The 22,020-nt window shown below is 72.7% G+C and carries 23 protein-coding genes and 1 tRNA gene; 12 read left to right on the top strand and 12 right to left on the bottom strand.

Annotated features, from left to right (window positions below):
- Positions 1 to 131 precede the first annotated feature (131 nt).
- Positions 132 to 551: a hypothetical protein gene (locus NBT67_RS06875; RefSeq protein WP_251344103.1), complete on the top strand. Its 420-nt coding sequence runs from the start codon at positions 132 to 134 to the stop codon at positions 549 to 551.
- Between the two features lie 13 nt (positions 552 to 564).
- Here NBT67_RS06875 and NBT67_RS06870 read toward each other — a convergent pair whose 3' ends face one another.
- Positions 565 to 1,095, bottom strand: a complete 531-nt coding sequence (locus tag NBT67_RS06870) for an HAD family hydrolase (protein WP_251344102.1) — start codon at positions 1,093 to 1,095, stop codon at positions 565 to 567.
- Positions 1,096 to 1,380: 285 nt separating this feature from the next.
- On the opposite strand from NBT67_RS06870, the gene cysE reads away from it, so the two are divergent.
- Positions 1,381 to 2,034 (top strand): serine O-acetyltransferase, encoded by a 654-nt coding sequence (cysE, locus tag NBT67_RS06865; protein WP_251344101.1) that lies wholly within the window; start codon positions 1,381 to 1,383, stop codon positions 2,032 to 2,034.
- 114 nt (positions 2,035 to 2,148) lie between these two features.
- Positions 2,149 to 3,378 carry a carboxypeptidase regulatory-like domain-containing protein gene (locus NBT67_RS06860; protein WP_251344100.1) on the top strand — a complete coding sequence of 410 codons (1,230 nt, stop codon included), beginning with the start codon at positions 2,149 to 2,151 and terminating at the stop codon, positions 3,376 to 3,378.
- On the opposite strand, the gene NBT67_RS06855 is transcribed toward NBT67_RS06860, so the two are convergent.
- The 4 genes from NBT67_RS06855 to NBT67_RS06840 form a co-directional block, all read right to left on the bottom strand.
- Complete coding sequence (locus NBT67_RS06855) at positions 3,375 to 4,562, bottom strand: alanyl-tRNA editing protein (protein ID WP_251344099.1); 1,188 nt, start codon at positions 4,560 to 4,562, stop codon at positions 3,375 to 3,377. The genes NBT67_RS06860 and NBT67_RS06855 overlap by 4 nt on opposite strands.
- Positions 4,563 to 4,603: 41 nt before the next feature.
- On the bottom strand, positions 4,604 to 5,137 hold the full coding sequence (locus NBT67_RS06850) for a helix-turn-helix domain-containing protein (protein ID WP_251344098.1): 534 nt from the start codon (positions 5,135 to 5,137) through the stop codon (positions 4,604 to 4,606).
- 123 nt (positions 5,138 to 5,260) lie between these two features.
- Positions 5,261 to 6,832: an aldehyde dehydrogenase family protein gene (locus tag NBT67_RS06845; RefSeq protein ID WP_251344097.1), complete on the bottom strand. Its 1,572-nt coding sequence runs from the start codon at positions 6,830 to 6,832 to the stop codon at positions 5,261 to 5,263.
- A gap of 37 nt (positions 6,833 to 6,869) precedes the next feature.
- Entirely contained in the window at positions 6,870 to 7,721 is an 852-nt protein-coding gene (locus NBT67_RS06840; RefSeq protein ID WP_251344096.1) for a proline dehydrogenase family protein, read from the bottom strand.
- A gap of 100 nt (positions 7,722 to 7,821) precedes the next feature.
- Between NBT67_RS06840 and NBT67_RS06835 the strand changes: the two genes are divergently transcribed.
- Positions 7,822 to 8,079 (top strand): HAH_0734 family protein, encoded by a 258-nt coding sequence (locus NBT67_RS06835; protein ID WP_251344095.1) that lies wholly within the window; start codon positions 7,822 to 7,824, stop codon positions 8,077 to 8,079.
- Positions 8,080 to 8,092: 13 nt separating this feature from the next.
- Here NBT67_RS06835 and NBT67_RS06830 read toward each other — a convergent pair whose 3' ends face one another.
- Positions 8,093 to 10,414 (bottom strand): DUF2298 domain-containing protein, encoded by a 2,322-nt coding sequence (locus NBT67_RS06830; RefSeq protein ID WP_251344094.1) that lies wholly within the window; start codon positions 10,412 to 10,414, stop codon positions 8,093 to 8,095.
- 98 nt (positions 10,415 to 10,512) lie between these two features.
- Between NBT67_RS06830 and NBT67_RS06825 the strand changes: the two genes are divergently transcribed.
- The 3 genes from NBT67_RS06825 (at position 10,513) to NBT67_RS06815 (ending at position 11,871) form a co-directional block, all read left to right on the top strand.
- Positions 10,513 to 11,283: a glycosyltransferase gene (locus NBT67_RS06825; protein ID WP_251344093.1), complete on the top strand. Its 771-nt coding sequence runs from the start codon at positions 10,513 to 10,515 to the stop codon at positions 11,281 to 11,283.
- Positions 11,280 to 11,738 (top strand): GtrA family protein, encoded by a 459-nt coding sequence (locus NBT67_RS06820; protein WP_251344092.1) that lies wholly within the window; start codon positions 11,280 to 11,282, stop codon positions 11,736 to 11,738. Before NBT67_RS06825 ends, NBT67_RS06820 begins: the two co-directional genes overlap by 4 nt.
- A 58-nt stretch (positions 11,739 to 11,796) precedes the next feature.
- Positions 11,797 to 11,871: transfer RNA gene (locus tag NBT67_RS06815), tRNA-Met, on the top strand.
- 123 nt (positions 11,872 to 11,994) lie between these two features.
- On the opposite strand, the gene NBT67_RS06810 is transcribed toward NBT67_RS06815, so the two are convergent.
- From NBT67_RS06810 to NBT67_RS06785, 6 genes are all read right to left on the bottom strand, one after another.
- Positions 11,995 to 13,224 (bottom strand): outer membrane protein assembly factor BamB family protein, encoded by a 1,230-nt coding sequence (locus NBT67_RS06810; RefSeq protein ID WP_251344091.1) that lies wholly within the window; start codon positions 13,222 to 13,224, stop codon positions 11,995 to 11,997.
- Positions 13,225 to 13,294: 70 nt separating this feature from the next.
- Positions 13,295 to 13,747 (bottom strand): hypothetical protein, encoded by a 453-nt coding sequence (locus NBT67_RS06805; protein WP_251344090.1) that lies wholly within the window; start codon positions 13,745 to 13,747, stop codon positions 13,295 to 13,297.
- Between the two features lie 73 nt (positions 13,748 to 13,820).
- The gene (locus NBT67_RS06800; RefSeq protein ID WP_251344089.1) at positions 13,821 to 14,234 is read right to left on the bottom strand and encodes a Rieske (2Fe-2S) protein; all 414 of its coding nucleotides are present in this window, start codon (positions 14,232 to 14,234) and stop codon (positions 13,821 to 13,823) included.
- Positions 14,235 to 14,272: 38 nt separating this feature from the next.
- Entirely contained in the window at positions 14,273 to 15,151 is an 879-nt protein-coding gene (locus NBT67_RS06795) for an aminotransferase class IV (protein WP_251344088.1), read from the bottom strand.
- Between the two features lie 6 nt (positions 15,152 to 15,157).
- Complete coding sequence (locus tag NBT67_RS06790; protein ID WP_251344087.1) at positions 15,158 to 15,673, bottom strand: helix-hairpin-helix domain-containing protein; 516 nt, start codon at positions 15,671 to 15,673, stop codon at positions 15,158 to 15,160.
- A gap of 45 nt (positions 15,674 to 15,718) precedes the next feature.
- Positions 15,719 to 16,537 (bottom strand): shikimate dehydrogenase, encoded by an 819-nt coding sequence (locus tag NBT67_RS06785; protein ID WP_251344086.1) that lies wholly within the window; start codon positions 16,535 to 16,537, stop codon positions 15,719 to 15,721.
- 91 nt (positions 16,538 to 16,628) lie between these two features.
- On the opposite strand from NBT67_RS06785, the gene NBT67_RS06780 reads away from it, so the two are divergent.
- The 5 genes from NBT67_RS06780 (at position 16,629) to ftsZ (ending at position 21,990) form a co-directional block, all read left to right on the top strand.
- Positions 16,629 to 16,823, top strand: a complete 195-nt coding sequence (locus NBT67_RS06780) for an HVO_2922 family protein (RefSeq protein ID WP_251344085.1) — start codon at positions 16,629 to 16,631, stop codon at positions 16,821 to 16,823.
- Positions 16,824 to 17,120: 297 nt separating this feature from the next.
- Complete coding sequence (locus NBT67_RS06775) at positions 17,121 to 18,449, top strand: sodium:calcium antiporter (protein ID WP_251344084.1); 1,329 nt, start codon at positions 17,121 to 17,123, stop codon at positions 18,447 to 18,449.
- A gap of 1 nt (position 18,450) precedes the next feature.
- Positions 18,451 to 19,284: a universal stress protein gene (locus tag NBT67_RS06770; protein WP_251344083.1), complete on the top strand. Its 834-nt coding sequence runs from the start codon at positions 18,451 to 18,453 to the stop codon at positions 19,282 to 19,284.
- A gap of 52 nt (positions 19,285 to 19,336) precedes the next feature.
- Entirely contained in the window at positions 19,337 to 20,701 is a 1,365-nt protein-coding gene (locus NBT67_RS06765; protein WP_251344082.1) for a D-aminoacyl-tRNA deacylase, read from the top strand.
- 125 nt (positions 20,702 to 20,826) lie between these two features.
- Positions 20,827 to 21,990 carry a cell division protein FtsZ gene (gene ftsZ, locus NBT67_RS06760; protein WP_251344081.1) on the top strand — a complete coding sequence of 388 codons (1,164 nt, stop codon included), beginning with the start codon at positions 20,827 to 20,829 and terminating at the stop codon, positions 21,988 to 21,990.
- The last annotated feature ends 30 nt before the right edge of the window (positions 21,991 to 22,020 follow it).

The following is a 22,020-nucleotide window of genomic DNA, read 5'->3' as shown; positions in this document are numbered from 1 at the left end:
CACACTTGCCCGCGGGTCGCTGGTAACGGCCTCTACACGCCGGGGTGATAAAAAGTGCGTGGGTCCGCGGCGCCGGGGACACGACGTGACACGGACACGCTTATCGGTCGGGGCGCCTCCCGTCGTGACGCATGCCGACACGACGGACGCTTCTCGCGGCGGTCGGCGGCGCGCTCGTCGGCGGCGGCGTGACGTACGCCGGCGACGCGGCGACCGAGTCCGGGTACGGCTCGATCGAGTGGGCGAACGAACTCGACGAGGAGGTTCGGGTCCGGACGGTCGTCCGCTCGGACGGTGGCCCCCTCGCCGGGCGGACCGTCGTCTACGAGAACGACACCCGGCTGTTCCCGACGGACCACTACCGCGCCGTGGAGACGAACGCCGTCCGGACCGGCACCTACGGGGTGGAGGTCGCGGTGACTATCCCGGGCCGATCAGCGCCCGTGGGTCCCGCCTCGACGACGTGGACGCCGGCCGGCTGTCACCACCAGCGGTTGATCGTCCTCGTCACCCGCGACCCGTCCGTCGAGTTCCTGCAACGCGAGTGTTGACGCGGGACGGGTGTCACCCGTCGACCCACTCGAACGCCACGCCCGCCCGCTCGGCGGTCACGGCGTCGCGCTCCGAGTCGCCGACGAACACCGTCGATCCGGGGTCGGCACCGATGCGCTCGATGGTCGTCAGCAACGGCTCGGGGTCGGGTTTGTGCGTCGCCACCGAGTCCCGGCCGACCACGGCGCCGACGTGGGAGCGCAGGCCGTGTCGCTCCAGCGCCAGCCGACAGGCCGACTCGGCGTTGAGCGAGCAGACGCCGACCGGCCGGTCGTGAGGGAGGGCGTCGGCACGCGGGAGGCGGATCGATCGCTCGGCGCCCCGACGCTCGTGGGCGGCGAGGATCGACTCCAGTTCGTCGGCGAGGCCGTACTCGGGCGCCCGCTCCAGCAGCGACCAGAGGTCGGCGTCGGCGTCGACGCCCGCGTCGGCGAAGGCCGCCGTCGCCTCCTCGGCGGCGGCTCGCCAGTCCACCGCCAGCGTGACCAGCGTCCCGTCGAGGTCGTACACGACGGCGTCGTGGTCGTCGATGCGGGTGTTCACGCCGCGGCGTAGGCGGGCGCGGATAATGGGGCCTTCGGTCGCGAGCGTCGGACCGGGGGCCGGCGCCGATGAGGTTCGTCAGAACCCTTTTCCGACCGTGCCGAATACGCGGAGCCATGCCGACGACCGTCGGTCACTCCGGACACCGGATCGCCTTCGAGCGCCCGCCGTCGCTCGCGAGGTGCCGTCCCTGCCGCTCCTCCCGGCCGACGGACCCGTCCGCCCGCACCCCGGCCCAAACGCGTCCGCCTGTCGCCACGGGCGACCGGGGATGGTCCGGCAGCCATGCGTAGCCTGGACCTCCTCGCCGCGGCGCGCCGGCGGGTCCGCGAGGACCTGGGGGCGTTCCGCGAACGCGACCCCGCGGCCGGCAGCCTGCTCGTCCTGTTGACCTGCTATCCCGGCCTGCACGCGCTGTGGATCTACCGGATCGCCCACCTGTGCTGGGCGGGCGGTCACACCGTCATCGCCCGCCTGCTCTCGCAGGTCGCCCGGCTGACGACCGGCGTGGAGATCCACCCCGCCGCGGACGTCGGCCGGCGGGTCGTGATCGATCACGGCATCGGCGTGGTCGTCGGATCCACCGCCGAGGTCGGCGACGACGTACTCATCTACCACGGCGTCACCCTCGGCAACCGCCGCCCGACCGACGGCAAGCGCCACCCGACCGTCGGCGACGACGTGATGCTCGGCGCCAACGCCACCGTCCTCGGGCCGATCGAGGTCGGCGACGGCGCGACCGTGGGCGGCGCCGCCGCCGTCGTCGACCCCGTCGATCCCGGCACCACGGTCGTCGGGAACCCCGCCCGTCCCGTCGGCACGACCCATCCGGTCGACGAGAGCACGGGACAGGGGGTCGGGGCCGGGGACGGAGCCGGGGACATCGACCGGATCGTCTGTGACGGGAGCGGTCGTCCCGGCGACCACGCCGACGACTGAGCGGCGTTCGCAACTGCCGGCGGCGTCCCGCAGTGACGCGAGCGCCGCCGCCGACTGCCGAGACTCCCGACGAGCGCCACGAGCTATTTACTGGACGACGCCGTACGCCCTCCCATGACACGTCCCCCCGTAGTGCTGTGTGTCGCTCTGATCCTCTCGCTCGTCGCTCCAGCGGCCGTCGCCCCCGTCGGCGCCCAGTCCGACGGCGGGACGGTCACGCTCACCGTCGCGGTCAGCAACGAGGCCGGCGACCCGATCGGCGACGCCGACCTCGACGTGGCGTGGTCCGGCGGATCGACGACGGCCACCACCGCGGGCAACGGCAAGGCGTTCGTGGACGTCCCCGACGGTGCCCGGGTCGAGATCACGGTGACCCATCCGCGGTACCTCCGCGACTCGCCGTACGTCGTCGAGTCGGCGTCCGAGCGCGAGGTGTCGGTGACGGTGTTCCGGAAGAGCACGCTCCGCCTCGACGTCGCCGGGCCCGACGGCCCCATCGCCGACGCCTCGGTCCTGATCGAGCGTGGCGGACTGGACGTCTCGACCGGGACGACCGGCGAGAACGGCGTCTTCGAGACCGGCGTGTTGCGTGCGGGCGACTACACGATCACCGTCACCAAACCGGGATACTACGTGCGGCGGAAGCCGATCCGCATCGATGGCGACATCACGAACCGGGTGGCGCTGCGGCCCGGGTCGGTGTCGGTGACGGTGAGCGTCGAGGACCCCCACTTCGATCCGGGACGGCCCGTCGGCGACGCGCTGGTCACGATGGAGGGGGTCGGTGACGGGCGCACCGACGCCGACGGGAACGTCACCCTGGAGGTGCCCGTCAACACGCCGACCACCCTCCGGGTCACGAAGGACGGCTACCGGACCGTCACGCGCGACCTGACGGTCGGCGAGGAGAACGCCACCTTCACGGCCGACGTCTCGCGAACCCCCGACCTCACGGCGAGTCTGACCAACGACCGCATCGTGGCCGGCACGCGAGCCGTCGTGACGGTGACGAACGCCTACGGCGAACCCGCGTCGGGCGTGACCGTCACGCTCGACGGGGAGCGCGTCGGCACCACGGACGCGGAGGGGGAGCTCGCGGTGCGGATCGACGACCCCGGCGAACACACCCTCCGGGCGTCGCGCGGGAGCGTCACGTCGAACGCGGTGACGGTCGAGGCCATCGCGGCCGGCGACGGGGTGACGCCGACCGCCGACCCGACGCCGACGGCGACCGACGCGGCCACCGAGACGCCCACCGGAACGGGCGCCGGCGGTCCCGGGTTCACGGCCGCGCTCGCGGCCCTGGCGGTGATCGCTGCCGGATTCCTGCTCGGCCGTCGCTAGCCTCGCAGCGACTCGACGACGTCCTCGGGGTCGGCGTCGAGGCCGCCGCCCTGTGCGAAGGTCGGCCCGCCGCCACCGCCGCCGCCGAACCGGTCGGTCACTTCGCCGACGGCGTCGCCGGCGTCCACCTCGCCCGTCGTCGCGACGACCACGTACGGCGACTCGGAGTCGCCGACGACCGCGACGACGTCGGCGCCGTCGCCGACCCGCTCTTTCGCCGCCTCGCCCACCTCGTTGGGGCCGAAGCCGGCGACGGTGCCCACCCGCCAGACCGCGCCGTTTCGCTCGACCGTCGGGAGCGCCGACAGGCGTGCGCCGAGTACCTCGGCCTTGTACTCGCTGGCCGCCGCCTCGGCGTCGTCGCGTTCGGCCACCAGGGCACGCACCGCGTCGTCCAGGTCGGCGACCCCCGTCCCGAGTTCGCGGGCGGCGTCCAGGGCGGCGCCCCGAACCGTCGCCCGGCGGTCGATGGCCGCGGGTCCGACGGCGAACTCGACGCGGGTGAGCCCCTCGCCGGGATTCGAGCGCTCCAGGACCTCGACCGGCCCGATCTCGCGGGTGTTCCCGACGTGCGTGCCGCCACAGGCCGCGACGTCCCAGTCCTCGATTTCGACGAGGCGAACCGTGTCCGCTCCGGCCATCACGCCCTCCTCGGTCTTCGTGTTGAACGCCACGTCCTCGCGGGCGCGGGCCTCGTCGACGGGGACCCGTTCCCACGAGACGGGACGGGAGTCCCACACCGCCCGATTGGTGAGCCGTTCGAGTTCCACCAGCACCGCGTCGTCGACGTCGGTCGAGGTGGCGAAGTCGACGCGGACCTTCTCGGCGTCGATGCCGAACCCGCCGTACCCCAGGTCGTCGAGGAGCCGTCGGCCGGCGCCGTACAGCAGGTGACTGGCCGTGTGGGCGCGGGTGCAGTAGGTGCGGAAGTCGTCGTCGATCACGCCGACCACCTCGTCGCCGGGGGCGAGGTCGGCGTCCGCCGCGAGGGTGTGGACCACGGCGTCCCCGTCGGCCTGCACGTCGGCGACGGGGACGCCGGCGAGCGTGCCGCGGTCGGCGGGCTGACCGCCGCTCTCGGCGTAGAAGTACGTCCGGTCGAGGGTCACGTCGCGGCCGTCGACGCCGCGAACCGTCGCCTCGAACTCCCGTACGTCGGGGTCGGCAGGAGCGCGCGTCTGCATGGACGTGGGTCGGGCGCCCGGCGCATAAATCCGTTCGGCTCCTACTCGTCGACCAGTTCGATCCCGAGGCGTTCCTCGACGGCGCGGACGAGCGACCCGCCGACGCCGGCACGCGTCGCTCGCCCCTGTTCGAGGGCGAGGACGTCGTCCTCGTCGGCGTCGAGTTCGGCGGCGAGCTCCTCGACGGTGAGGCCGGCGTCCTGTCGGGCCGTCTCGACGCGCTCGCCGTAGCCCGAGACGAGGTAGGGCAGGCGGTCGGCCTCGTAGTCGGTGCCCTCCTCCTCCCAGCGTTTCGTGTCGCCCCGGGAGGCGTCGTAGATGCGGGCGGTGTTCCGGGCCGCGCGCTTCCGGCGGCTGGGTTCGTCGGCGTCGGTCCGTGATCCGGATCCCGATCCGGATCCCGACTCCGACCCGCGCCCCCCGCTCGATTCGCCGTGTGGCGCACACTCCGAGCAGACCAGCAGGCTCGCGCCCGCGACGTTCGCGCGTTCGAGCGACGACGTCTCGCGACCGCAGAGTTCGCAGGCGTCGCCGTCGTCACCGCCCCCGCCGGAGCCCGTGGAATACTTCGCCATACCCCGGTGTACCGGGTCGTCCTATTTTAACTCCCTGCCCTCATACGGCTTATTGTAACTGTCTACCGGTGGGCCGCCGAGACGATCCGGCGACCCACCGGTACTGGCTTCCAATAACCCGTATCACTCCTCCTCGAACCGGAGGTCGGCCGACAGCCCCTGTGCCAGCGACACCTCCGGGTCGTTGTTCACCGTCCACGCCGTGCGCTCGGTGACCGCCTCGATCACCTCGCGGGCGGACGGCGACCCCTTCCCCGACTTGCCGAGGCCGCCGAAGGGGAGTTGCACCTCGGCGCCGATGCAGGGCAGGTTCGCGTAGGCCAGCCCCGCCGTCGCGTGATCCCGGTAGTAGTTGAGCTGTCGGTAGTCCTCGCTGACGACGGCGCCCGCGAGGCCGTAGTCGACGGCGTCGTGAATCTCGACCGCGCGCTCGATGCCGCCGCTGTAGGGGATCAGGGCGACGTGTGGGCCGAACACCTCCTCGCTCAGGACGCGACTCTCGGGGTCGAAGGGGAGTTCGTAGACGAACGGGCCGACCCAGTGGCCGGCCTCGTGGCCCGCCGGCACCGCGTCGGCGTCGCCGGACGCCCCACGGCTCCCTCCCGACCCCGCCTCCGCGCCGTCGAGGGTCGCGCGGTCGACGAGGACCGTCGCTCCCTCCTCGCGGGCGAGGGCGTTGTACTCGTGGAACTTCTCGACGGCCGACTCGTCGATCAGCGGCCCCATGAACGTCCCCTCGTCGAGGGGGTCGCCGACCGCGACCCGCGAGGCGGCGTCGACGAAGCGGTCGCGGAACTCGTCGTAGACGTCCTCGTGGACGATCAGGCGCTCCGCGGAGACGCAGCGCTGGCCCGTGGTCTTGAACGCCGACAGCACCGCCGCGTTGAGCGCGACGTCGAGGTCCGCGCGGTCGGTCACGACGACGGCGTTTTTCCCGCCCATCTCCAGACTGCAGTCCCGGCCGGCGACGCCCCCGAGCGTCGCGTCGATGTCGTGGCCGACCGCCGCCGACCCGGTGAAGAGGACGGTGTCGACCCGGTCGTCCTCGACGACGGCCCGCCCCGTCTCGGCGGCGCCCTGCACGAGGTTGAAGACGCCGTCCGGGATCCCGGCCGCCGCGAACAGTTCCGCGACGACCTCGCCACACCGGGGCGTCTGCTCCGCGGGCTTCCAGACCACCGTGTTCCCCTCGACGAGCGTCACCGCGACGTGCCAGAAGGGGATGGCAATCGGGAAGTTCCAGGGGGTGATGGAGCCGACGACGCCGCGGGGTCGGCGCCGCATGTACGCGTCCCGGCCCGGGAGTTCGCTCGGCACCACGTCGCCGTGGGGGTGGCGGGCGTTGCCGGCCGCCCACTCGACCATGTGGATGGCCTCCTCGACGTCGGCCAGTCCCTCGTCGATCTCCTTGCCACACTCCCGGGTGACGAGTTCGCCGAGTTCGGCCTTGCGCTCGCGGAGGCGGTCGTGGACCGCCCACAGGTAGCGCGCGCGGTCGACGTACGACCGATCGCGCCACGCCGGTTGGGCGGTCTCGGCTGCGCTCACCGCCGCGGCCACGTCCGTCGCCGTCGCCGTCGCGACGGTCGCGATCGTCTCGCCCGTCGCCGGGTTCGCGCTCGCGAACGTCTCCCGGTTCTCGGCCCCGATCCAGTCGCCGTCGACGTACCCGCCGCGTATCGGTTCGTCCGTCATCCACGGCGCTTGGTGACGCGGGAAGTTAAATTCGCTGTCAGGAGCGGAGCGAACTCAGCACCGCCCGCACCGCGAAGGCGAGGTTCTCGCGGCGCTCCCGAACCCGGCGGTAGAAGTAGGCGGCCCACGCCGACCCGTACGGGACGTACTGGGCCACGCGGTGCGTCGCCGCGAGTTCGCGCTGGCGCCCCTCGCGGACGCCCATCAGCATCTGGAACTCGAACGCGCGGTCGTGTCGCGCCCCGAGGTCGGCCGCGAGTTCGATCAGCGCCTCGTCGTGGGTCGCCACCGCGACGCCGACGGTGCAGTCGGCGAACAGTCGCCGGAGCAGGTCGCGGTAGGCGGCGTCGACGGCCGCCCGGTCGCGGTGGGCGAGGTCGGCCGGTTCGTCGTACGCCCCCTTCACCAGCCGGATCGCGCCGTCCGTGTCCGCCAGTCGCGCCACGTCGTCGGGCGTCCGCCGGAGGTTGGCCTGCAGGCAGACGCCGACCCCGCCCGGGTGGGTCCGGGAGAGCGCCTCGTAGGCGTCGATCGTGGCGTCGGTGGTCCCGTGGTCCTCCATGTCCAGCCAGACGAAGACGCCGGCGTCGGCCGCGGCGTCGACGACGCGGTCCAGATTCCGGCGGAAGCAGTCCTCGTCGACGCCGAGGCCGACCTGCGAGGGCTTGATCGAGATGGCGGGGTGGGGCGTCACGTCGGCGTCGGCCAGTCGCTCGACGAGGGTGAGGTAGGCGTCGGCGTCCGCGGCGGCCGCCTCGGGGGTCTCGTGGTGTTCGCCGAGGTGGTTCACGATGCCGCCGATGCCGTCGGCCGCGAGCGACCGGACGTGTTCGACGGCGCCGTCGGCCGTCTCGCCCGCGACGAAGCGGTCGGCGATCGGTGGGAGCATGGGGAGTCGTAGGCGTCCCGTGGGCATGAACCCGTCTCCGTTCCCGTCCCCGTCGCCCGCCATCGAAGCGATTAAGCCCGGACTGGCCGAAGCGACGCCCATGCAACAGCTCATCGTCAGGGGCGACCCCGGCATCCGAAAGGACGCCGTCATCGACTACGACGGCGAGGAGCAGGTCTGTTTCGCCATCCAGCGACAGGGCGACTACCACGGCCCCGAGGAGGTACAGCTCTGGTGTACCATCGGAACCCCAGACGAGCGCGAGGCCTTCGAGAAGCGACAGTACGTCCCCCACTGGCTCGACGTGGACGCCGTCGACGCCGACTCGCTCGACGTGATCAGCGCGCGCGGCGAGTGAGGGCGACGGTCGCTCACGCAACGCCCAGTTCCCCCTCGTCGACCCGATAGACCGTCACCGCCTCGTTCTCGAACACCGGCGTCAGCCCCGAGACGCCGGCGAACGTGACGTCGCCGTAGCGCGCTCGCTCGGCCGGTCCGACCCACACGTAGTCGACGCCGTAGCGTTCGAGTACGTCGACGGTGCGCTCGGGCGGGCCGGTGTACGCGTCGTCGACGTCGCGGACGCGCGTGAGGTAGGGCTCCCGGCCGCGATACCCCACCTCGTGGTGCCAGCCCGCGACGGTCGGCACGCCGGTGAGGCTGGCGGCCGGACTCGAATCCCAACTGTACATGCCGGGCGGCGCGGGGGCGTCGCGCTCGGGGCCGGGATACCGACTCGTCGCCGGCGCCGAGAGGAGCGTCGGCTGTCCCGACAGGTCGTCGACGTAGGCGATGGCGGGCGCCTCCGCGGGGTGTTCGCGCTCGACGAACCGGGTGGCGTCGAGCGTCGGATCGGCGGGGCCGCCGAAGTGCGCCGGGAGCGCCAGCCCCGCGTAGGGCACCGTCGCGAGGACGACGGCGACGGCGAGGCCGGCTCTGAGCCAGCGGGCGCGGGTGCCGGGCACCGAGGCGCCGCCCGGCCAGCGGACGAACGCCGGCAGGGCGACGCCGGCGGCCACGCCCCACAGCACCCACACCTGCGAGTAGGTCTTGAACACCGTGTTCATGCGGAGCGGCCCGGCGAGTTCGCGGACGTAGACGAGTTCGACGATGCCGACCAGCCCCGCGCCGGCGACGATCAGCACCGTCTCGAAGCCGACCGGACGGTCGGTGCGGCTGGCGGCCCACCCGACGATCAGGAGCGGGCCGACGACGAGCGCGACGGCGAGGTCGGCCGTCAGGGCGAGGACGCCGAGGGCGCCGAGGCCGAGCAGCGGCGCGAGCACCCGGTCGACGGACAGCCGATCAAGCAGGTAGGCGACGAAGACGGCGACGAACCCGCCGTGAACCAAAAGGAGCGCCGGGAGGCTGGACCGCTCGGCGGCCGCCAGGATCGCCACCTCGCGGCCGCCGGCGGCCCCGAGCAGGAAGGGCGCGGCGAGGAGGGCACCGAGGGCGCCCGCGACGACGGCGACGGCGAGCGAGCCGGCGAGACGTTCGAGTTCGGCCGTCAGCGGTCCGGGGCCGGGGTCGCGCGCCCCCCGCCACCGCGCCACGCGCGCCGAGAGGACGGTCCACGGCTCCGCGTCGTCGAGTGCGAGTGCGAGAAAGAGCAGCCCGAACAGGGAGGGGAAACTCCAGGTGTCGACGACGGCCTGGAAGCCGGCGAGGACGGGTACCGCGACGAACGCGAGGGCGCGCCGGCGGCGGACGTCGGCCGCCGGCGTCCGGTAGAGGGCGAAGGCGAGGCCGGCGCCCAGGAGGAGGAAGGGCGTGCCCATCATGTGTGCGTGGAGGTCGCCGTTCAGCCACGCGAACAGGGGGAACTCGTTGATCGTCCCGGGGATGACGCGGCTGGCGGTCCAGTAGGAGAACGATTCGAACCCGGAGAGCACGGCCTCGGTCGAGTAGCGGGTCCGGGCGGCGACGACGTCCGCGGCGGCCGTCCGGAGCGGCCCCGGGAGGACGGCGACGACGAGTCGCGAGACGGTGACGAGGTTGCTCGCGAGGCCGACGAAGAAGGCCGCGGCGAGGCCGGCGAGGCGCCACGACCCGGCGCGGTCGCGGGCGATGGCGCCGGCGAGGCCGTACGCGGCGGTCACCAGCGTCGCGTAGAAGCCGGCGAGCGAGAGGTTGTAGGCGTACCGTGGCGCCGTGCTCGTGAGGTCGGCGAGCGTCGCCGTCAGGAGGTGGCCGCCGTAGTAGTAGGCGACCGGCTCGTTCGCGAACCACATGTCTTCGGGCGGGAGCCGGGTGGCGCGGTCGAGGGACTGCAGGAGGCCGAAGTCGAGGAACTTCTCGCCGCCGATGGGGTAGACCGCCGGGTCGACGGCGCGGACGGCGACGAGGAGGGCGAAGGCGGTGACGAAGACGACGGCCGCCTCGGCGGTCCGGCGGTCGGGACGGACGCCGTCGGCGAGTCCGATCCGGCGGTCGAGGAGCGCCTCGCGGTCGAGCGCGGTGAGGAGGGCGAGGCCGGCGAGGGCGACGGCCCCCGCCGCGAGCGCGAGGGGGCCGAAGGTGAGGTGGCCGACCCAGTAGACGACGGTGCCGAGGACGACGAGCGCCGTCGGGAGGCCGAAGCCGGCGCCGCGACCGGGGAGCGTCGCGAACAGGCGGGCCGCGACCGGACGGCCGAGCGCCCCGAGGATCCCGTAGAGAACCAGCCAGCGGAGGACGAGCCCGTACTCCATCTGTCGGACGGTCGATCCACCGACACTAAACCGTTTGTGGTGTGGGTCGGGGAGGCGAAGTCGTTCGGTTTTTTACCACCGTCGCGAAAGAGGATCCCATGACCCGCTCCGTCGGGGTGGTGATCCCCGCCTACCACCCGGACGTCGACCGCCTCGAAGCCTACGTCGAGGCCCTCCACGAGGCGGTCGCCCCCGAGACGATCCGCGTCGAACTCGACGCCGCGGACCCCGGGGTCCGCGACCGGATCGAGGCGCTCCCGGTCACCCTCCACGAGGCGTCGACACGGCGGGGGAAGGGCGCGGCGATCACCGCGGGGTTCGAGGCGCTCTCGACGGACGTGGTGGCCTTCGCGGACGCCGACGGCAGCACCCCGGCGTCGTCAATCGCGGACGTGATCCGGCCGGTCGAATCGGGGGATGCCGACCTCGCCGCGGGGTCGCGCCGCCACCCCGACGCGACCGTCGAGTCCCACCAGACCGTCGCGCGCCGGTACCTCGGCGACGGCTTCGCGTGGCTGGCCCGTCGCCTCCTCGACGTCCCCCTCCACGACTACCAGTGCGGGGCGAAGGCGCTCACCAACGACGCCTGGACGCGGATCCGCCCGCACCTCCACGAACCGGGGTTCGCGTGGGACATCGAACTGATCGCCGTCGCGGACGCCGTCGGCTGTCGGATCGTCGAGGTGCCCGTCGTCTGGGAGGACCGCCCCGAATCCACCGTCTCGCCCGTGCGGACGACGCTCCGTCTGGCCCGCGGCCTCGTCGTCTCCCGCCACCGGGCGCGCCTGCTGCGGAACGACCGCCTGCACGCACTGCTGGACCGGCCACGGGACTCGACGCCCGCGCTCGTCGACCGAGACCACCGATGAACGGCGGGCTGGGCAAACTCGAGGAACTGTACTCGGGGCTTCGCTTCGGCCAGTTCGTCTCCGTCGGCGCCGTCGGCGCCACCGCCGAGACCATCGTCGTCGCGGTTCTGACGGCGGGGTACGGCACCCTCCCGCAGGTCGCCAAGGCCGTCGGCGCCGAGGTGTCCATCACCCTGATGTTCCTGATCAACGACCGGTGGACCTTCTCCGAGGCCGGCGCCGACGGCTGGCTTCCCCGCGGTCGGCGCTACCTGAAGTCACATCTGGTCCGGGCGGGCGGCCTGCTCGTCGGCTTCGCCGTCCTGACGGCGCTGACCGCGTGGACGGACGTCACGCTCTACGTCGCCGGCGCGGACCTCTGGCCGACGGTGGCCAACGCCATCGGCATCGGCTGTGGCATGTTGCTGAACTACCTGACCGAGGGACTGTTCACGTGGCGCGTCGGCGCCGACTGAACTCCCGTCCGGCACGCGAATCACAACCCTTAATGCCGCGACCGGATTCGATTCCGGTAGCGGGATGGGATAGCCAGGAGATTCCGCCGGGCTCATAACCCGGAGATCGGTAGTTCAAATCTACCTCCCGCTATATTCTGACGGCCATCACGACGGAGGAGCGTAGCGACGAGGGAGTCGGCCGTCGGACCACTCGCCCGGTCGATTCGAATCAGGGGGGAATCAAGTCGACCACCCGCGCGACCGGCGGGGTGACCTACGACAACTCGTACACCGACGTGCCCGCGGCGACCACCACGCGGTCACCGACGAGCGCCACCCCGCCGACCCCCCGCCTCGTCCGGACGGTGTGGGTCCACAGCCGGTCGCCCGCGTGGCGGTCGTAGGCACGCACCACTCCCGCGGTCCGCTCGCCGCCCGCCACCCGTTCGCCGGCGACGACGAGGGTGTCCCCGGCGACGGCGGGCGCGACGGCGTGCCACTCGACGCCGTCGTCCCAGACGGTGGCGCCGGTTTCGAGGTCGAGGGCGACGACGCGGCCGGCCCGCCCGTCGTCGGTGCCGACCGCCGCGTAGCCGCGGTCCGCGACGACGGCGGGGGTGACGACGTCCTGGCCCAGGCGGCGGGGCTCCCAGAGGCGGGCGCCGGTCCCGGCGTCGACGGCGGCGACGACGCCGCCGCCCTCGGCGTAGGTGCCCTGCACGAGGCGGCCGTCGGCGACGGCGGGAGCGTGGACGAAGCCGTCGACGGGACCGGCGCTCCAGGCCCGTTCGGGGTCGGCGTAGAGGTAGCGGTCCCGCCCCGTTCGCCGGCCGTAGGCGACGGTGCCGTCGAGGGGGGCGCCGGCGGCGTACAGTCGGCCGTCGACGAGGGCGGGCATCGTGCCGTCGGCCCGCCAGCGTCGCCCGCCGTCGACGCCGAGGCTCCGGAGCGTCCCGCCCGTCGATCCGAGATACACCTCCCGCGCCCCGACGATCAGTCCTCGTGGGTTGTCGGCGCCGACCGGCGTGCGGTACGCTTCGCGCAGGCCGCCGGTGGCGTAGCCGACGACGGCCGCGGGGTCGGTGGCGGTACCCGATTCGAGGCTGACCGTGTGGAGGCGGCCGTCGGGGCCGAACCCGGCGCGGGGCGTCGCGGCCTCGACGGTCCCCGCCGCCGGCCCGCCGTCGCGGGGGGAGGCCGCGAGCCCCGATCCGTAGACGACGACGTGGTCCGGGCCGACGAGCGGCGGGACCGAGGGGTACCTGGCGGCGGACGGTATCGAGGCGAGTTCGCGGACCGAGGGCCGCTCGCGCGGCGGCGACGCGTTCGGGTTGTGGGCGGTGTTCGCGGGGTCGTAACGGCGGAGCGGCCACGTCCCGGGCTCGGGGGTCCAGGTTTCGAACGCGGCGTCGACCGTCCCGCGGTACAGGCGGTAGGTGCCGTAGCCGCCGGCCCCGACGGCGGCGGCGCCGCCGAGCAGGTGGCGGCGTGTGATGGAGGGCATCGGTCGGCGGTTCGCACTCGCGGTACAAAAGCGTGGGACCGATCGTCGCGGCGAACCGCCGCGACCGGCCTCACCGGAGCGTCACGTCCTGCTGTTCGACCGTCGCGCGGCCCGCACGAAAGCTCCGAAGCCCCGCGGCGAGGGACAGGAGGGCGGCGAGCGGTGCGAACGACAGCCCGCCGGCGGTGACGCCGAGGATGGCGACGACGCCGGCGACGCCCGCGAGCGTCCACACCAGCCACCGGCGGCGCGTCCAGAGCGCGTACGCCGCGACGGCGGACAGACAGAGCAGGAGCGTCGCCCACGCGACGGGCTGTGCCAGCGGTGCGACCGGCGACGTCGGTGCGCCGGCGACGGCGGTCAGCGAGCGGAGGCGCTCGACGGCGGCGGGCAGCGGGCCGCGGTCGCCGAGGAGGAGCAGCGCGCCGACCCCGCCGGCGAGGACGGCGAGGGCGTCGACGAGCGGGCCGATGCGGTCGACGGTGGAGGGGGCCGCGGAGGGGAGGGAGGACCGGGCGGACATGGTCGACGGTGCGTCCGGCAGCGACAAAAATCCTTGTCACCGCGGGAGTGAGGCGGTCGCTCGGGCGGCCCGTCTAGAACTCGACGGCCGAGGACGAGGCGGGACCGCCGTCGTCGAGCGCCCCGGTGTCGACGAAGGCGTACTCCTCGTCGGTCAGGTAGACGTCACCGTCGACGACGGTGACGTCGACGGCTTCGAGGGTGGCACCCTCGCAGGGGCCGAACGTACAGAACCCGGTGTCGGCCTCGAAGTACGCGCCGTGGTTCGCACAGACGAGTTCGCCGTCGCGCATCGGGGCGCCCGAGCCCTTGTCCAGTCGCACGTCGAGCAGGTGTCGACAGTAGTTCAACCAGCCGCGCACGCCGTCGGCCGTCCGGACGAGCACCGCCTCCCGAGGCTCGTCGGTGTCGCGCCGGCGGAGGGTGAAGAGAACGGTCGTGTCGTCGGGAACCGCGTCCAGCGACGTGATCCGTCGGTCGGCGTCCATCGGGCCGAGGTACCCGCCGCCGGGATTTATAGCTCACGTCATCGGCCGCGGGTCGCGGCGACGCGGGCCGCGAACAGTTCCGAGAGCAGGTCGGTGACGGGGCCGCCGCCCACCGGCACGCCGTCGAGGCGGGCCAGGGGGCGGACCCCCGCGGTCGGGTCCGCGACGAACGCCTCGGCGGCCTCCCGCACGTCGGCGGGGGTGTAGGCGCCGTCGACGACCGGCAGTCCCTCGTCCCGGGCGAGTTCGCGGACGACCGACCGGGTGGCGGTCCGCGGCGTCCGGTCGCCGAGCGCCGGCATCCGGACGGCCTCCTCGTCGACGAAGGCGACGTCGGTGACCGTCCCGCCCACGACCCGTCCGTCGGCGTCGAGGAGCAGCGCCTCGTCCGCCGGGTCGTCGTCCGGCGGCGCGGCCCGCCGGAGTTCGGCCTGGGCCCGCACCGCGTCGAGGCGGCCGTGCGTGAGCGCCGTCGGTACGTCCCCGGAACTCGCGCGGGTGCGGACGGTCTGGACGGTCAGCGGCGGCGTCGACGCCGGCACGGGCGTGGCGGTGACGACGACCGTCGGATCGGGGTCGACCGGGGGGCGAAGCCGGGCGGCCCCGGGGAGCGCGGGCGATCCGTCGCCGCCGCGGCCCCGGGTGATCGAGACGCGGACCAGCGCCTCGTCGAGGTCGTTGGCGGCCACCGTCGCCTCGATCCGGGACCGCAGGTCGGCGGCGTCGACGTCCGGGTCGAACCCGAGGGCCGCACAGGCGTCGAACAGGCGGTCGGCGTGGGCCGGCCACGCGAACGGGACGCCCCCGTAGACGCGGACGGTGTCGGTCACGCCGTCGCCGAACGCCACCGCCCGGTCGTCGACGGGCAGGGTCGCGTCGTCGGCGTCGACGAGGTCACCGCCGACGTGGTGCTGCATCGCGCGTCAGCGGTCCTTCGCGCGGTCGATCCACCGGCCGACGCGTTTTTCCGAGAGGTCGACCTTCGGCGCGAGTTCCTCGGCGTCGGCGGCCGCGAGGTCCGTCACCGACTCGATACCGACGCTCGCGAGCCGTTCGGCGTACGCGGGACCGATGCCCTTGATGACCTCGACCGATTCGGACGACGCCGCGTCGTCGTCGTGTTCGCCGGTCGTCTCGCCGACCGACTCGGCGTCCGCCGTGTCGAGTTCGGTTTCGGCGTCGTCGCCCCCCGGCCCCGCCGCCTCGGCGGGTTCCGCGGCGTCGTCGTCCGCGTCGACGAGCGAGTCCGTCGACGCGGCCGCGTCCGCCCCGCTGGCGGCCGCGTCGCCGTCGCCCACGGAGTCGGTTCCCTTGACGGCCGCCTCCGACTCGGTCTCCGCACGTTCGCGCTCGACGCTGACGGTCGTCTCCCGCCGCTCGTCGTCGGACGACGAGCCGCCCAGTCCGAGTACCGACAGGAGCGTATCCAAGATACCCATTGGACCTTGTTACGGTCGCCCGATACTTAAAAACCTTCGAGGCCCTCAGAGGTGCGACCGGAGGGCGGCGTTCATCGCGTCGACCGGGGCGTCCCGGCCGGTCCAGTGCTCGAAGGCGACGACGCCCTGGAACAGGAGCATCCAGGCGCCGTCGATGGTGGTCGCGCCCGCCGCGGCGGCCTCCCGGAGCAGGCGCGTCTCCACCGGGGAGTACACCGCGTCGAGGACCGCCAGATTCCCGTGGAGCAGGGGCGCGGGCACCGGCGTCTCGTCTTCCTCCATCCCGACGCTCGTCGCGTTGACGAGGACGTCGGCGGCGGGGACCCGGTCGTCGAGCGTGTCGAGGCCGCCGGCGGTCACCGTGGCCGCGGGGCGGTCCGCGCGCACGTCGGCCGCGAGCGACTCCGCCCGGTCGACGGTCCGGTTGGCGACGTGGACCGACGCGCAGGCCTCCGCGAGCGCGACGGCGACGGCGCGGCCGGCGCCCCCGGCGCCGACGACGACGGCCTCCGCCCCCGAGAGGGGAACGTCGTGGTGGTCGAAGGCGCGGCGCACCCCCGCGGCGTCGGTGTTGTAGCCCCGCGGGGGCGACGTCGAGAAGTCGACGGTGTTGACCGCGCCGATGCGGGCCGCGAGGTCGTCGGGCTCGACCAACTCGAGGACGTCCTGCTTGAACGGGATGGTGACGTTGAGCCCGTCGATTCCGAGCGCCGCCGCCCCGTCGACGGCGCGGGCGACGTCGTCGGCGTCGGGTTCGAAGGTGACGTATCTGGCGTCCATGCCGAGTTCCCGGTAGGCCGCCTCGTGCATCGGCGGCGAGAGCGAGTGCCCGACCGGGTTGCCGATCAGTCCGTAGACGTGCATCGACCGCGGGTTGGGCGGGCGGGGGGAAAAGCCCACGCGTCCGCCGCCGTCGCCGGTGCTTATCAGTCACCCGCGTGTACACCCGGCCGGTATGCCACGCGCACCGAGGTTCGAACTGTACCAGGACCGGGCCGACGAGTGGCGGTGGCGACTCGTGGTGTCCAACGGCAACATCATCGCCGACAGCGGCGAGGGCTACACGTCGAAACAGGGCGCGAAACGGGGCATCGAGAGCGTCAAGAAGAGCGCGCCCGACGCGCCGGTCGTGACCGAGGACGGGGGGTGAGCGAGCGACGCCGACGCGCCGATCCCGCCCGTCCGGACGGGGATCACGGCTCTCTGCCCGCGATACGCTCGAATTCGACGCTGTGAGCGTCCGTACCGAACGATAATCGCATTCGCCGCTTCTCGGCGAATTCTCCGGGAAGAACCCACTCGGAGCGCCGATATCGGACGGAGGACCGACAACTTGTGTTTTATTAGCCGGGCGAATGCTACCGAAAGACACGACTGGTTCCATGATTCAGACACGCACACTCGCCGCGGGACGCGCCGGCACGTCCCCGGGAATCGGGGACGAACCATGAGACGGCAGGCTCTCACCGCGCTCGGCGGCGCGGGGGCGCTGACGCTCCCGTGGGTCGTCACCTACCTGTCGGGGGCGGCACACGGGCTCTCGACGCTCGCGACGGTTGCCGTGAGCGGGCTGTCGGTGCTCGGCGCGTCGTTCCTGCTCGCGTGGGGCGCCGAGACGGCCGAGAAGGACGTCCCCCGGGCCTTCGCCATCGCCGTCCTCGCGGTGCTGGCGGTCGCCCCGGAGTACGCCGTCGACGCGCTCTACGCGTGGAACGCCGGCGTCTACGCGGGGACGGAGCGGGGGATCGAAGCGGGGAACCTCGCCGTCGCCAACATGACCGGCGCGAACCGCATCCTCATCGGCATCGGCTGGGCCGGCATCGCGCTCTTTACCGTCTTCCGGAGCGGGGCGTCGGACGATCCGGCGGTGGTGACCCGCGACGGCTTCCTCGCCGACGCCGTCTCCCTCGACCGCGACATCGGACTCGAAATCGTCTTCCTCTTTCTCGCCACGCTGTGGGCGTTCCTCGTCCCCCTCAACGGCGGCATCGACGTCATCGACATGGCCTTCCTCGTCGGCCTCTACGTCGCGTACATCGCGGTCGTCCTGAGGGGCGACGTCGACCCGGACGATGCCCACGTCGGCGTCCCGGCCTACCTCCAGCGGTTCCCGAAACCCTACCGCGCGGCGACGGTCATCGGCCTGTTCGTCTACTCCGGCCTGATGATCTTCACCGCGGTCGAGCCGTTCGCACACGGCCTCGAACAGCTGGGACAGAACATCGGCATCCCCTCGTTCTTCATGATCCAGTGGATCGCGCCGCTGGCCTCGGAGTCGCCCGAGTTGATCGTCGTCGTCTACCTCGTCAACAAGGCGCGGTCGACGGCGGGGTTCAACGCGCTCATCTCCTCGAAGCTCAACCAGTGGACGCTCCTGATCGGGACGCTCGTCGTCGTCTACTCCCTCGCTCTCGGGCAGTACGGGGCGCTCCCCTTCGACCAGAAGCAGTCGGGCGAGATCTGGCTGACCGCGGCGCAGTCCTTCTTCGCCATCTCGCTGCTGGTCAACTTCGAAATCTCGGTGCGGGAAGCCATCGTCCTGCTCGTGCTCTTTCTCACACAGGTGCTCTCGGAGTTCCTGCTCATCCGGGGGCTCCTCGAACTCCCCATCTCCGACTACCAGCTCCTGCTGGTGTTCACGGGCGTCTACATCGTCCTGGGACTGGCGCTGTTCGTCGCCCGACGGGAGGCGCTGGGCAGCATCGTCCGGCAGTCCGCCGGGACGGTGAGCGACGCGTTTTCGAGTAGCAGCGATCAACCGAGGGGGGCGGACTGAGATGTTCGACGACATCCTGATCGCCGTCGACGGCAGCGACTGTGCCCGCTCGGCGGCCAAGCACGGTGTGGAACTGGCTGCCAAGTACGATGCCGCCGTCGACGTCGTCACGGTCTACGGCGGCGACGACGACGAGGGGCAGGCCGTCCTCGACGACGTCGTCGGGATGGCCGACGACGCCGGCGTCGCGGTCGAGACGGAACTCCTCTCGGGGAAACCGGCCAAGACCATCGCGGCGCGGGCCGAGCAACGCGGCGCCGACCTGGTCGTGATGGGACGGCGCGGCCGGTCCGGGATCCGGTCGCGACTGCTCGGCACCGTCACCGAACGCGTCCTGCGCCGGAGCCCCGTGCCGGTGCTGACGGTCCCGGAGGGCGACGTCGACAGCGACACCGGCACCGCGTACGGGGACGTCCTCGTGACCACGGACGGCAGCGACCTCGCCGCCGCCGCCGGCCCCTACGGCGCCGACCTGGCCCGTCGCTTCGACGCCGCGCTGCACGTCCTCAACGTCGTGGACGTCCAGGCCGAGGCGGGCGTGTTCAACGCCGGCGGCGTCGACAGGGAGTACATCGAGCGCCTGGAGACGCGCGGCCACCAGGCGGTCGACGAACTGCTCGCGACGGTGGACGCGTCCGAGATGGACGTGCGACGCGCCGTGATTCGCGGCGCCGCCCACGACGCCATCGGCGAGTACGTCGACGAGAACGACGTCGACGTGGTCGTCATGTCCTCGGAGGGGCAGTCGAACCTCGCCGGCCAGCAACTGGGTACCGTCGCGGGGCGGGTCCTCCGGACCGTCGACCGGCCGGTGCTGGTGGTCACGGAAGGCTGACCGCCGGGCCGCGAATCGAGTCCGTTTTGAGGGTCGACCGCCAGGGTTCGCCGTGATCGCTATCGTCGTCAGTCGCGCCGACAGCGCCTCCGAACGCATCGGCGAGGCGTTGCTCGACCTCGCCGACTGGACCGAACGCCGCGACGAGCGCCGCCCCGACGGCGAGGGCGGTGGCACCTACTACCGCACCGACGGCTTCGAACTGCGGACCTTCGACGACCTCCACATCCACCTCGACGAACCGGACGCCGCCTTCGACGACCCCGACCTGCTGGTCGTCGTCTCCCGTCACTCGGGGGAGACGGGGGCGCTCCTGACGGCCCACTTCACGGGCAACTTCGGCGACGCGGAGTACGGCGGCGAGGCGGGCGAGTTCGCCCGCGCCTGTCCCAACGCCGCGGCCGAAGCCGTCGCGGCGCTCGACGAGTACGCGCCGGCGGGCTACGACGTCGGCACCGAGTGCACCCACCACGGCCCGACGAACGTGGGCGTCCCGTCGATGTTCGTCGAACTCGGGAGCGGGGAGGCGCAGTGGTCGGACCCGGCGGGCGCCCGCGCCGTCGCCCGTGCCGTCCTCGACCTGTGCGGGGTCACGGCGGACCGGGACAAACAGGTCGCGGGCTTCGGCGGCGGCCACTACGCGCCCCGGTTCGGTCGGATCGTCCGCGAGACGGCGTGGGCGGTCGGCCACGTCGCCGCCGACTGGGGCCTCGAGGCGATGGGCAACCCCGCCACGAACCGGGACGTCCTCCGCCGAGCGGTCGAGGCGAGCGGCACCGACACCGTCCTCGTCGAGGGTGGCCGGCCGGGGCTGACGGACGTCCTCACCGACCTGGGCTACCGGGTCGTGACCGAGACGTGGCTGCGGGAGACGAGCGCCCACCCGCTCCCCGTCGTCGAGGCCGTGGAGGAGCGTCTGGACGACGTCACCGACGGCCTGCGGTTCGGCGAGGTGGTGCCGGCGTTCGAGGGGACGGCCGGGGACGCCGTCGTCGTCACGGACCTGCCGACCGCCCTCGTCGACGCGGCCCACGGCGTCGACGCCGAGGCCGCGCGGGCCGCCGTCGCGGACCACGCCGTCGCCTTCGAGACGACCGAGGGGGGTACGCGACCCCGCGGCCGGGTCGCGCTGTCGGCCGCCGATCCGGCGGCGGCGGCCGAGGCGACGACCGACGCGCTGTCGCGCGTCCTCGCCGACGACTACGACGAGGTGAGCCGACGGGACGGCGAAGTGGTCGCGCGCACCGAGGCGTTCGACCCGGCGGCCGCGAGCGACCTCGGCGTGCCCGAGGGGCCGGCGTTCGGCCGCCTCGCGGACGGACGGGCGGTCGAAGTCGACGGCGAACGGATCGACCCCTCGGCGGTGCGAACCGAGCGGGTCGAGCGCTTCCCCGTCGTCGAGGCTCCGGAAACGTAAGCTCTCTGACTAATGTCTGACGGGCGCAAGACGCGCTCCACGAAGCGGTTCCGCGGAGCGTCAGACGCGCGCGTGACAACGGGCGGAAAGATAATGTGGCTGCCTTCGAAACGCGTGGGCATACCATGGACTCCATCGTGGAGGATGCAATCGAAGAAGCCGAGGAGCCGGGGGATGGGGCCGCGGCAGGGGTCGACGCCAGCCGGGAGCCCGCGACCGACACGTCCGCCGACACCGGGAATCGAACGGGAGAGATGACCGACGAGGAACTCCAGGACGTCCTGGAGGACCTCCAGACCGATATCACCGTCGTCGGCTGTGGGGGCGCCGGCGGCAACACGGTCAACCGCATGGCCGAGGAGGGGATCAAGGGCGCCAACCTCGTCGCCGCCAACACCGACGTGCAACACCTCGTCGACGTGGAGGCCGACACCAAGATCCTGATGGGGGAGGAGAAGACCGGCGGCCGCGGCGCCGGTTCGCTCCCGCAGGTGGGGGAGGAGGCCGCCATCGAGAGCCAGGAGGACATCTACGGCGCCATCCAGGGCTCCGACATGGTGTTCGTCACCGCGGGTCTGGGCGGCGGCACCGGCACCGGGTCGGCGCCCGTCGTCGCCGAGGCGGCCCGCGAGTCCGGCGCGCTCACCATCGCCATCGTGACCACGCCCTTCACCGCGGAGGGCGAGGTCCGCCGGACCAACGCCGAGGCCGGCCTCGAACGCCTGCGCGACGTTGCCGACACCGTCATCGTGGTGCCCAACGACCGCCTGCTGGACTCGGTCGGGAAACTCCCCGTCCGGCAGGCGTTCAAGGTGTCCGACGAGGTGCTGATGCGCTCGGTGAAGGGCATCACGGAGCTCATCACCAAGCCCGGCCTCGTCAACCTCGACTTCGCGGACGTGAAGACGGTCATGGAGAAGGGCGGCGTCGCCATGATCGGCCTCGGCGAGAGCGACTCCGAGCAGAAGGCACAGGACTCGGTGCGCTCGGCGCTGCGCTCGCCCCTGCTGGACGTGGACATCTCCGGTGCCAACTCGGCGCTCGTGAACGTCACCGGCGGCACCGACATGGCCATCGAGGAGGCCGAGGGCGTCGTCGAGGAGATCTACGACCGGATCGACCCCGACGCCCGCATCATCTGGGGCACCTCCATCGACGAGGAACTCGACGGGACGATGCGGACGATGATCGTCGTCACGGGCGTCGAGTCGCCCCAGATCTACGGCCGCGGCGACGACGAACCGGCGCCGGAACCGTCTGGCGGCGACGACATCGACTACGTGGAGTAGTCGGCGCTCGCGCCGTCGAGGCCGTCGCCG

Origin of the sequence: Haloplanus sp. GDY1 (assembly GCF_023703775.1) — an archaeon.
Classification (GTDB): Archaea; Halobacteriota; Halobacteria; order Halobacteriales; family Haloferacaceae; genus Haloplanus; species Haloplanus halophilus.
Note: the sequence above shows the minus strand (reverse complement) of the source record. Positions and strands in the feature narration are given on the sequence as shown.

Coding starts and splice junctions, on each gene's coding strand:
- NBT67_RS06780 (WP_251344085.1), top strand. CDS start 16,629: ATGCCACGCGCACCGAGGTTCGAACTGTACCAGGACCGGGCCGACGAG.
- NBT67_RS06805 (WP_251344090.1), bottom strand. CDS start 13,747: ATGTCCGCCCGGTCCTCCCTCCCCTCCGCGGCCCCCTCCACCGTCGAC.
- NBT67_RS06860 (WP_251344100.1), top strand. CDS start 2,149: ATGACACGTCCCCCCGTAGTGCTGTGTGTCGCTCTGATCCTCTCGCTC.
- NBT67_RS06775 (WP_251344084.1), top strand. CDS start 17,121: ATGAGACGGCAGGCTCTCACCGCGCTCGGCGGCGCGGGGGCGCTGACG.
- NBT67_RS06835 (WP_251344095.1), top strand. CDS start 7,822: ATGCAACAGCTCATCGTCAGGGGCGACCCCGGCATCCGAAAGGACGCC.
- NBT67_RS06830 (WP_251344094.1), bottom strand. CDS start 10,414: ATGGAGTACGGGCTCGTCCTCCGCTGGCTGGTTCTCTACGGGATCCTC.
- ftsZ (WP_251344081.1), top strand. CDS start 20,827: ATGGACTCCATCGTGGAGGATGCAATCGAAGAAGCCGAGGAGCCGGGG.
- NBT67_RS06790 (WP_251344087.1), bottom strand. CDS start 15,673: ATGGGTATCTTGGATACGCTCCTGTCGGTACTCGGACTGGGCGGCTCG.
- NBT67_RS06840 (WP_251344096.1), bottom strand. CDS start 7,721: ATGCTCCCACCGATCGCCGACCGCTTCGTCGCGGGCGAGACGGCCGAC.
- NBT67_RS06785 (WP_251344086.1), bottom strand. CDS start 16,537: ATGCACGTCTACGGACTGATCGGCAACCCGGTCGGGCACTCGCTCTCG.
- NBT67_RS06770 (WP_251344083.1), top strand. CDS start 18,451: ATGTTCGACGACATCCTGATCGCCGTCGACGGCAGCGACTGTGCCCGC.
- NBT67_RS06855 (WP_251344099.1), bottom strand. CDS start 4,562: ATGCAGACGCGCGCTCCTGCCGACCCCGACGTACGGGAGTTCGAGGCG.
- NBT67_RS06845 (WP_251344097.1), bottom strand. CDS start 6,832: ATGACGGACGAACCGATACGCGGCGGGTACGTCGACGGCGACTGGATC.
- NBT67_RS06820 (WP_251344092.1), top strand. CDS start 11,280: ATGAACGGCGGGCTGGGCAAACTCGAGGAACTGTACTCGGGGCTTCGC.
- NBT67_RS06810 (WP_251344091.1), bottom strand. CDS start 13,224: ATGCCCTCCATCACACGCCGCCACCTGCTCGGCGGCGCCGCCGCCGTC.
- cysE (WP_251344101.1), top strand. CDS start 1,381: ATGCGTAGCCTGGACCTCCTCGCCGCGGCGCGCCGGCGGGTCCGCGAG.
- NBT67_RS06800 (WP_251344089.1), bottom strand. CDS start 14,234: ATGGACGCCGACCGACGGATCACGTCGCTGGACGCGGTTCCCGACGAC.
- NBT67_RS06825 (WP_251344093.1), top strand. CDS start 10,513: ATGACCCGCTCCGTCGGGGTGGTGATCCCCGCCTACCACCCGGACGTC.
- NBT67_RS06795 (WP_251344088.1), bottom strand. CDS start 15,151: ATGCAGCACCACGTCGGCGGTGACCTCGTCGACGCCGACGACGCGACC.
- NBT67_RS06875 (WP_251344103.1), top strand. CDS start 132: ATGCCGACACGACGGACGCTTCTCGCGGCGGTCGGCGGCGCGCTCGTC.
- NBT67_RS06850 (WP_251344098.1), bottom strand. CDS start 5,137: ATGGCGAAGTATTCCACGGGCTCCGGCGGGGGCGGTGACGACGGCGAC.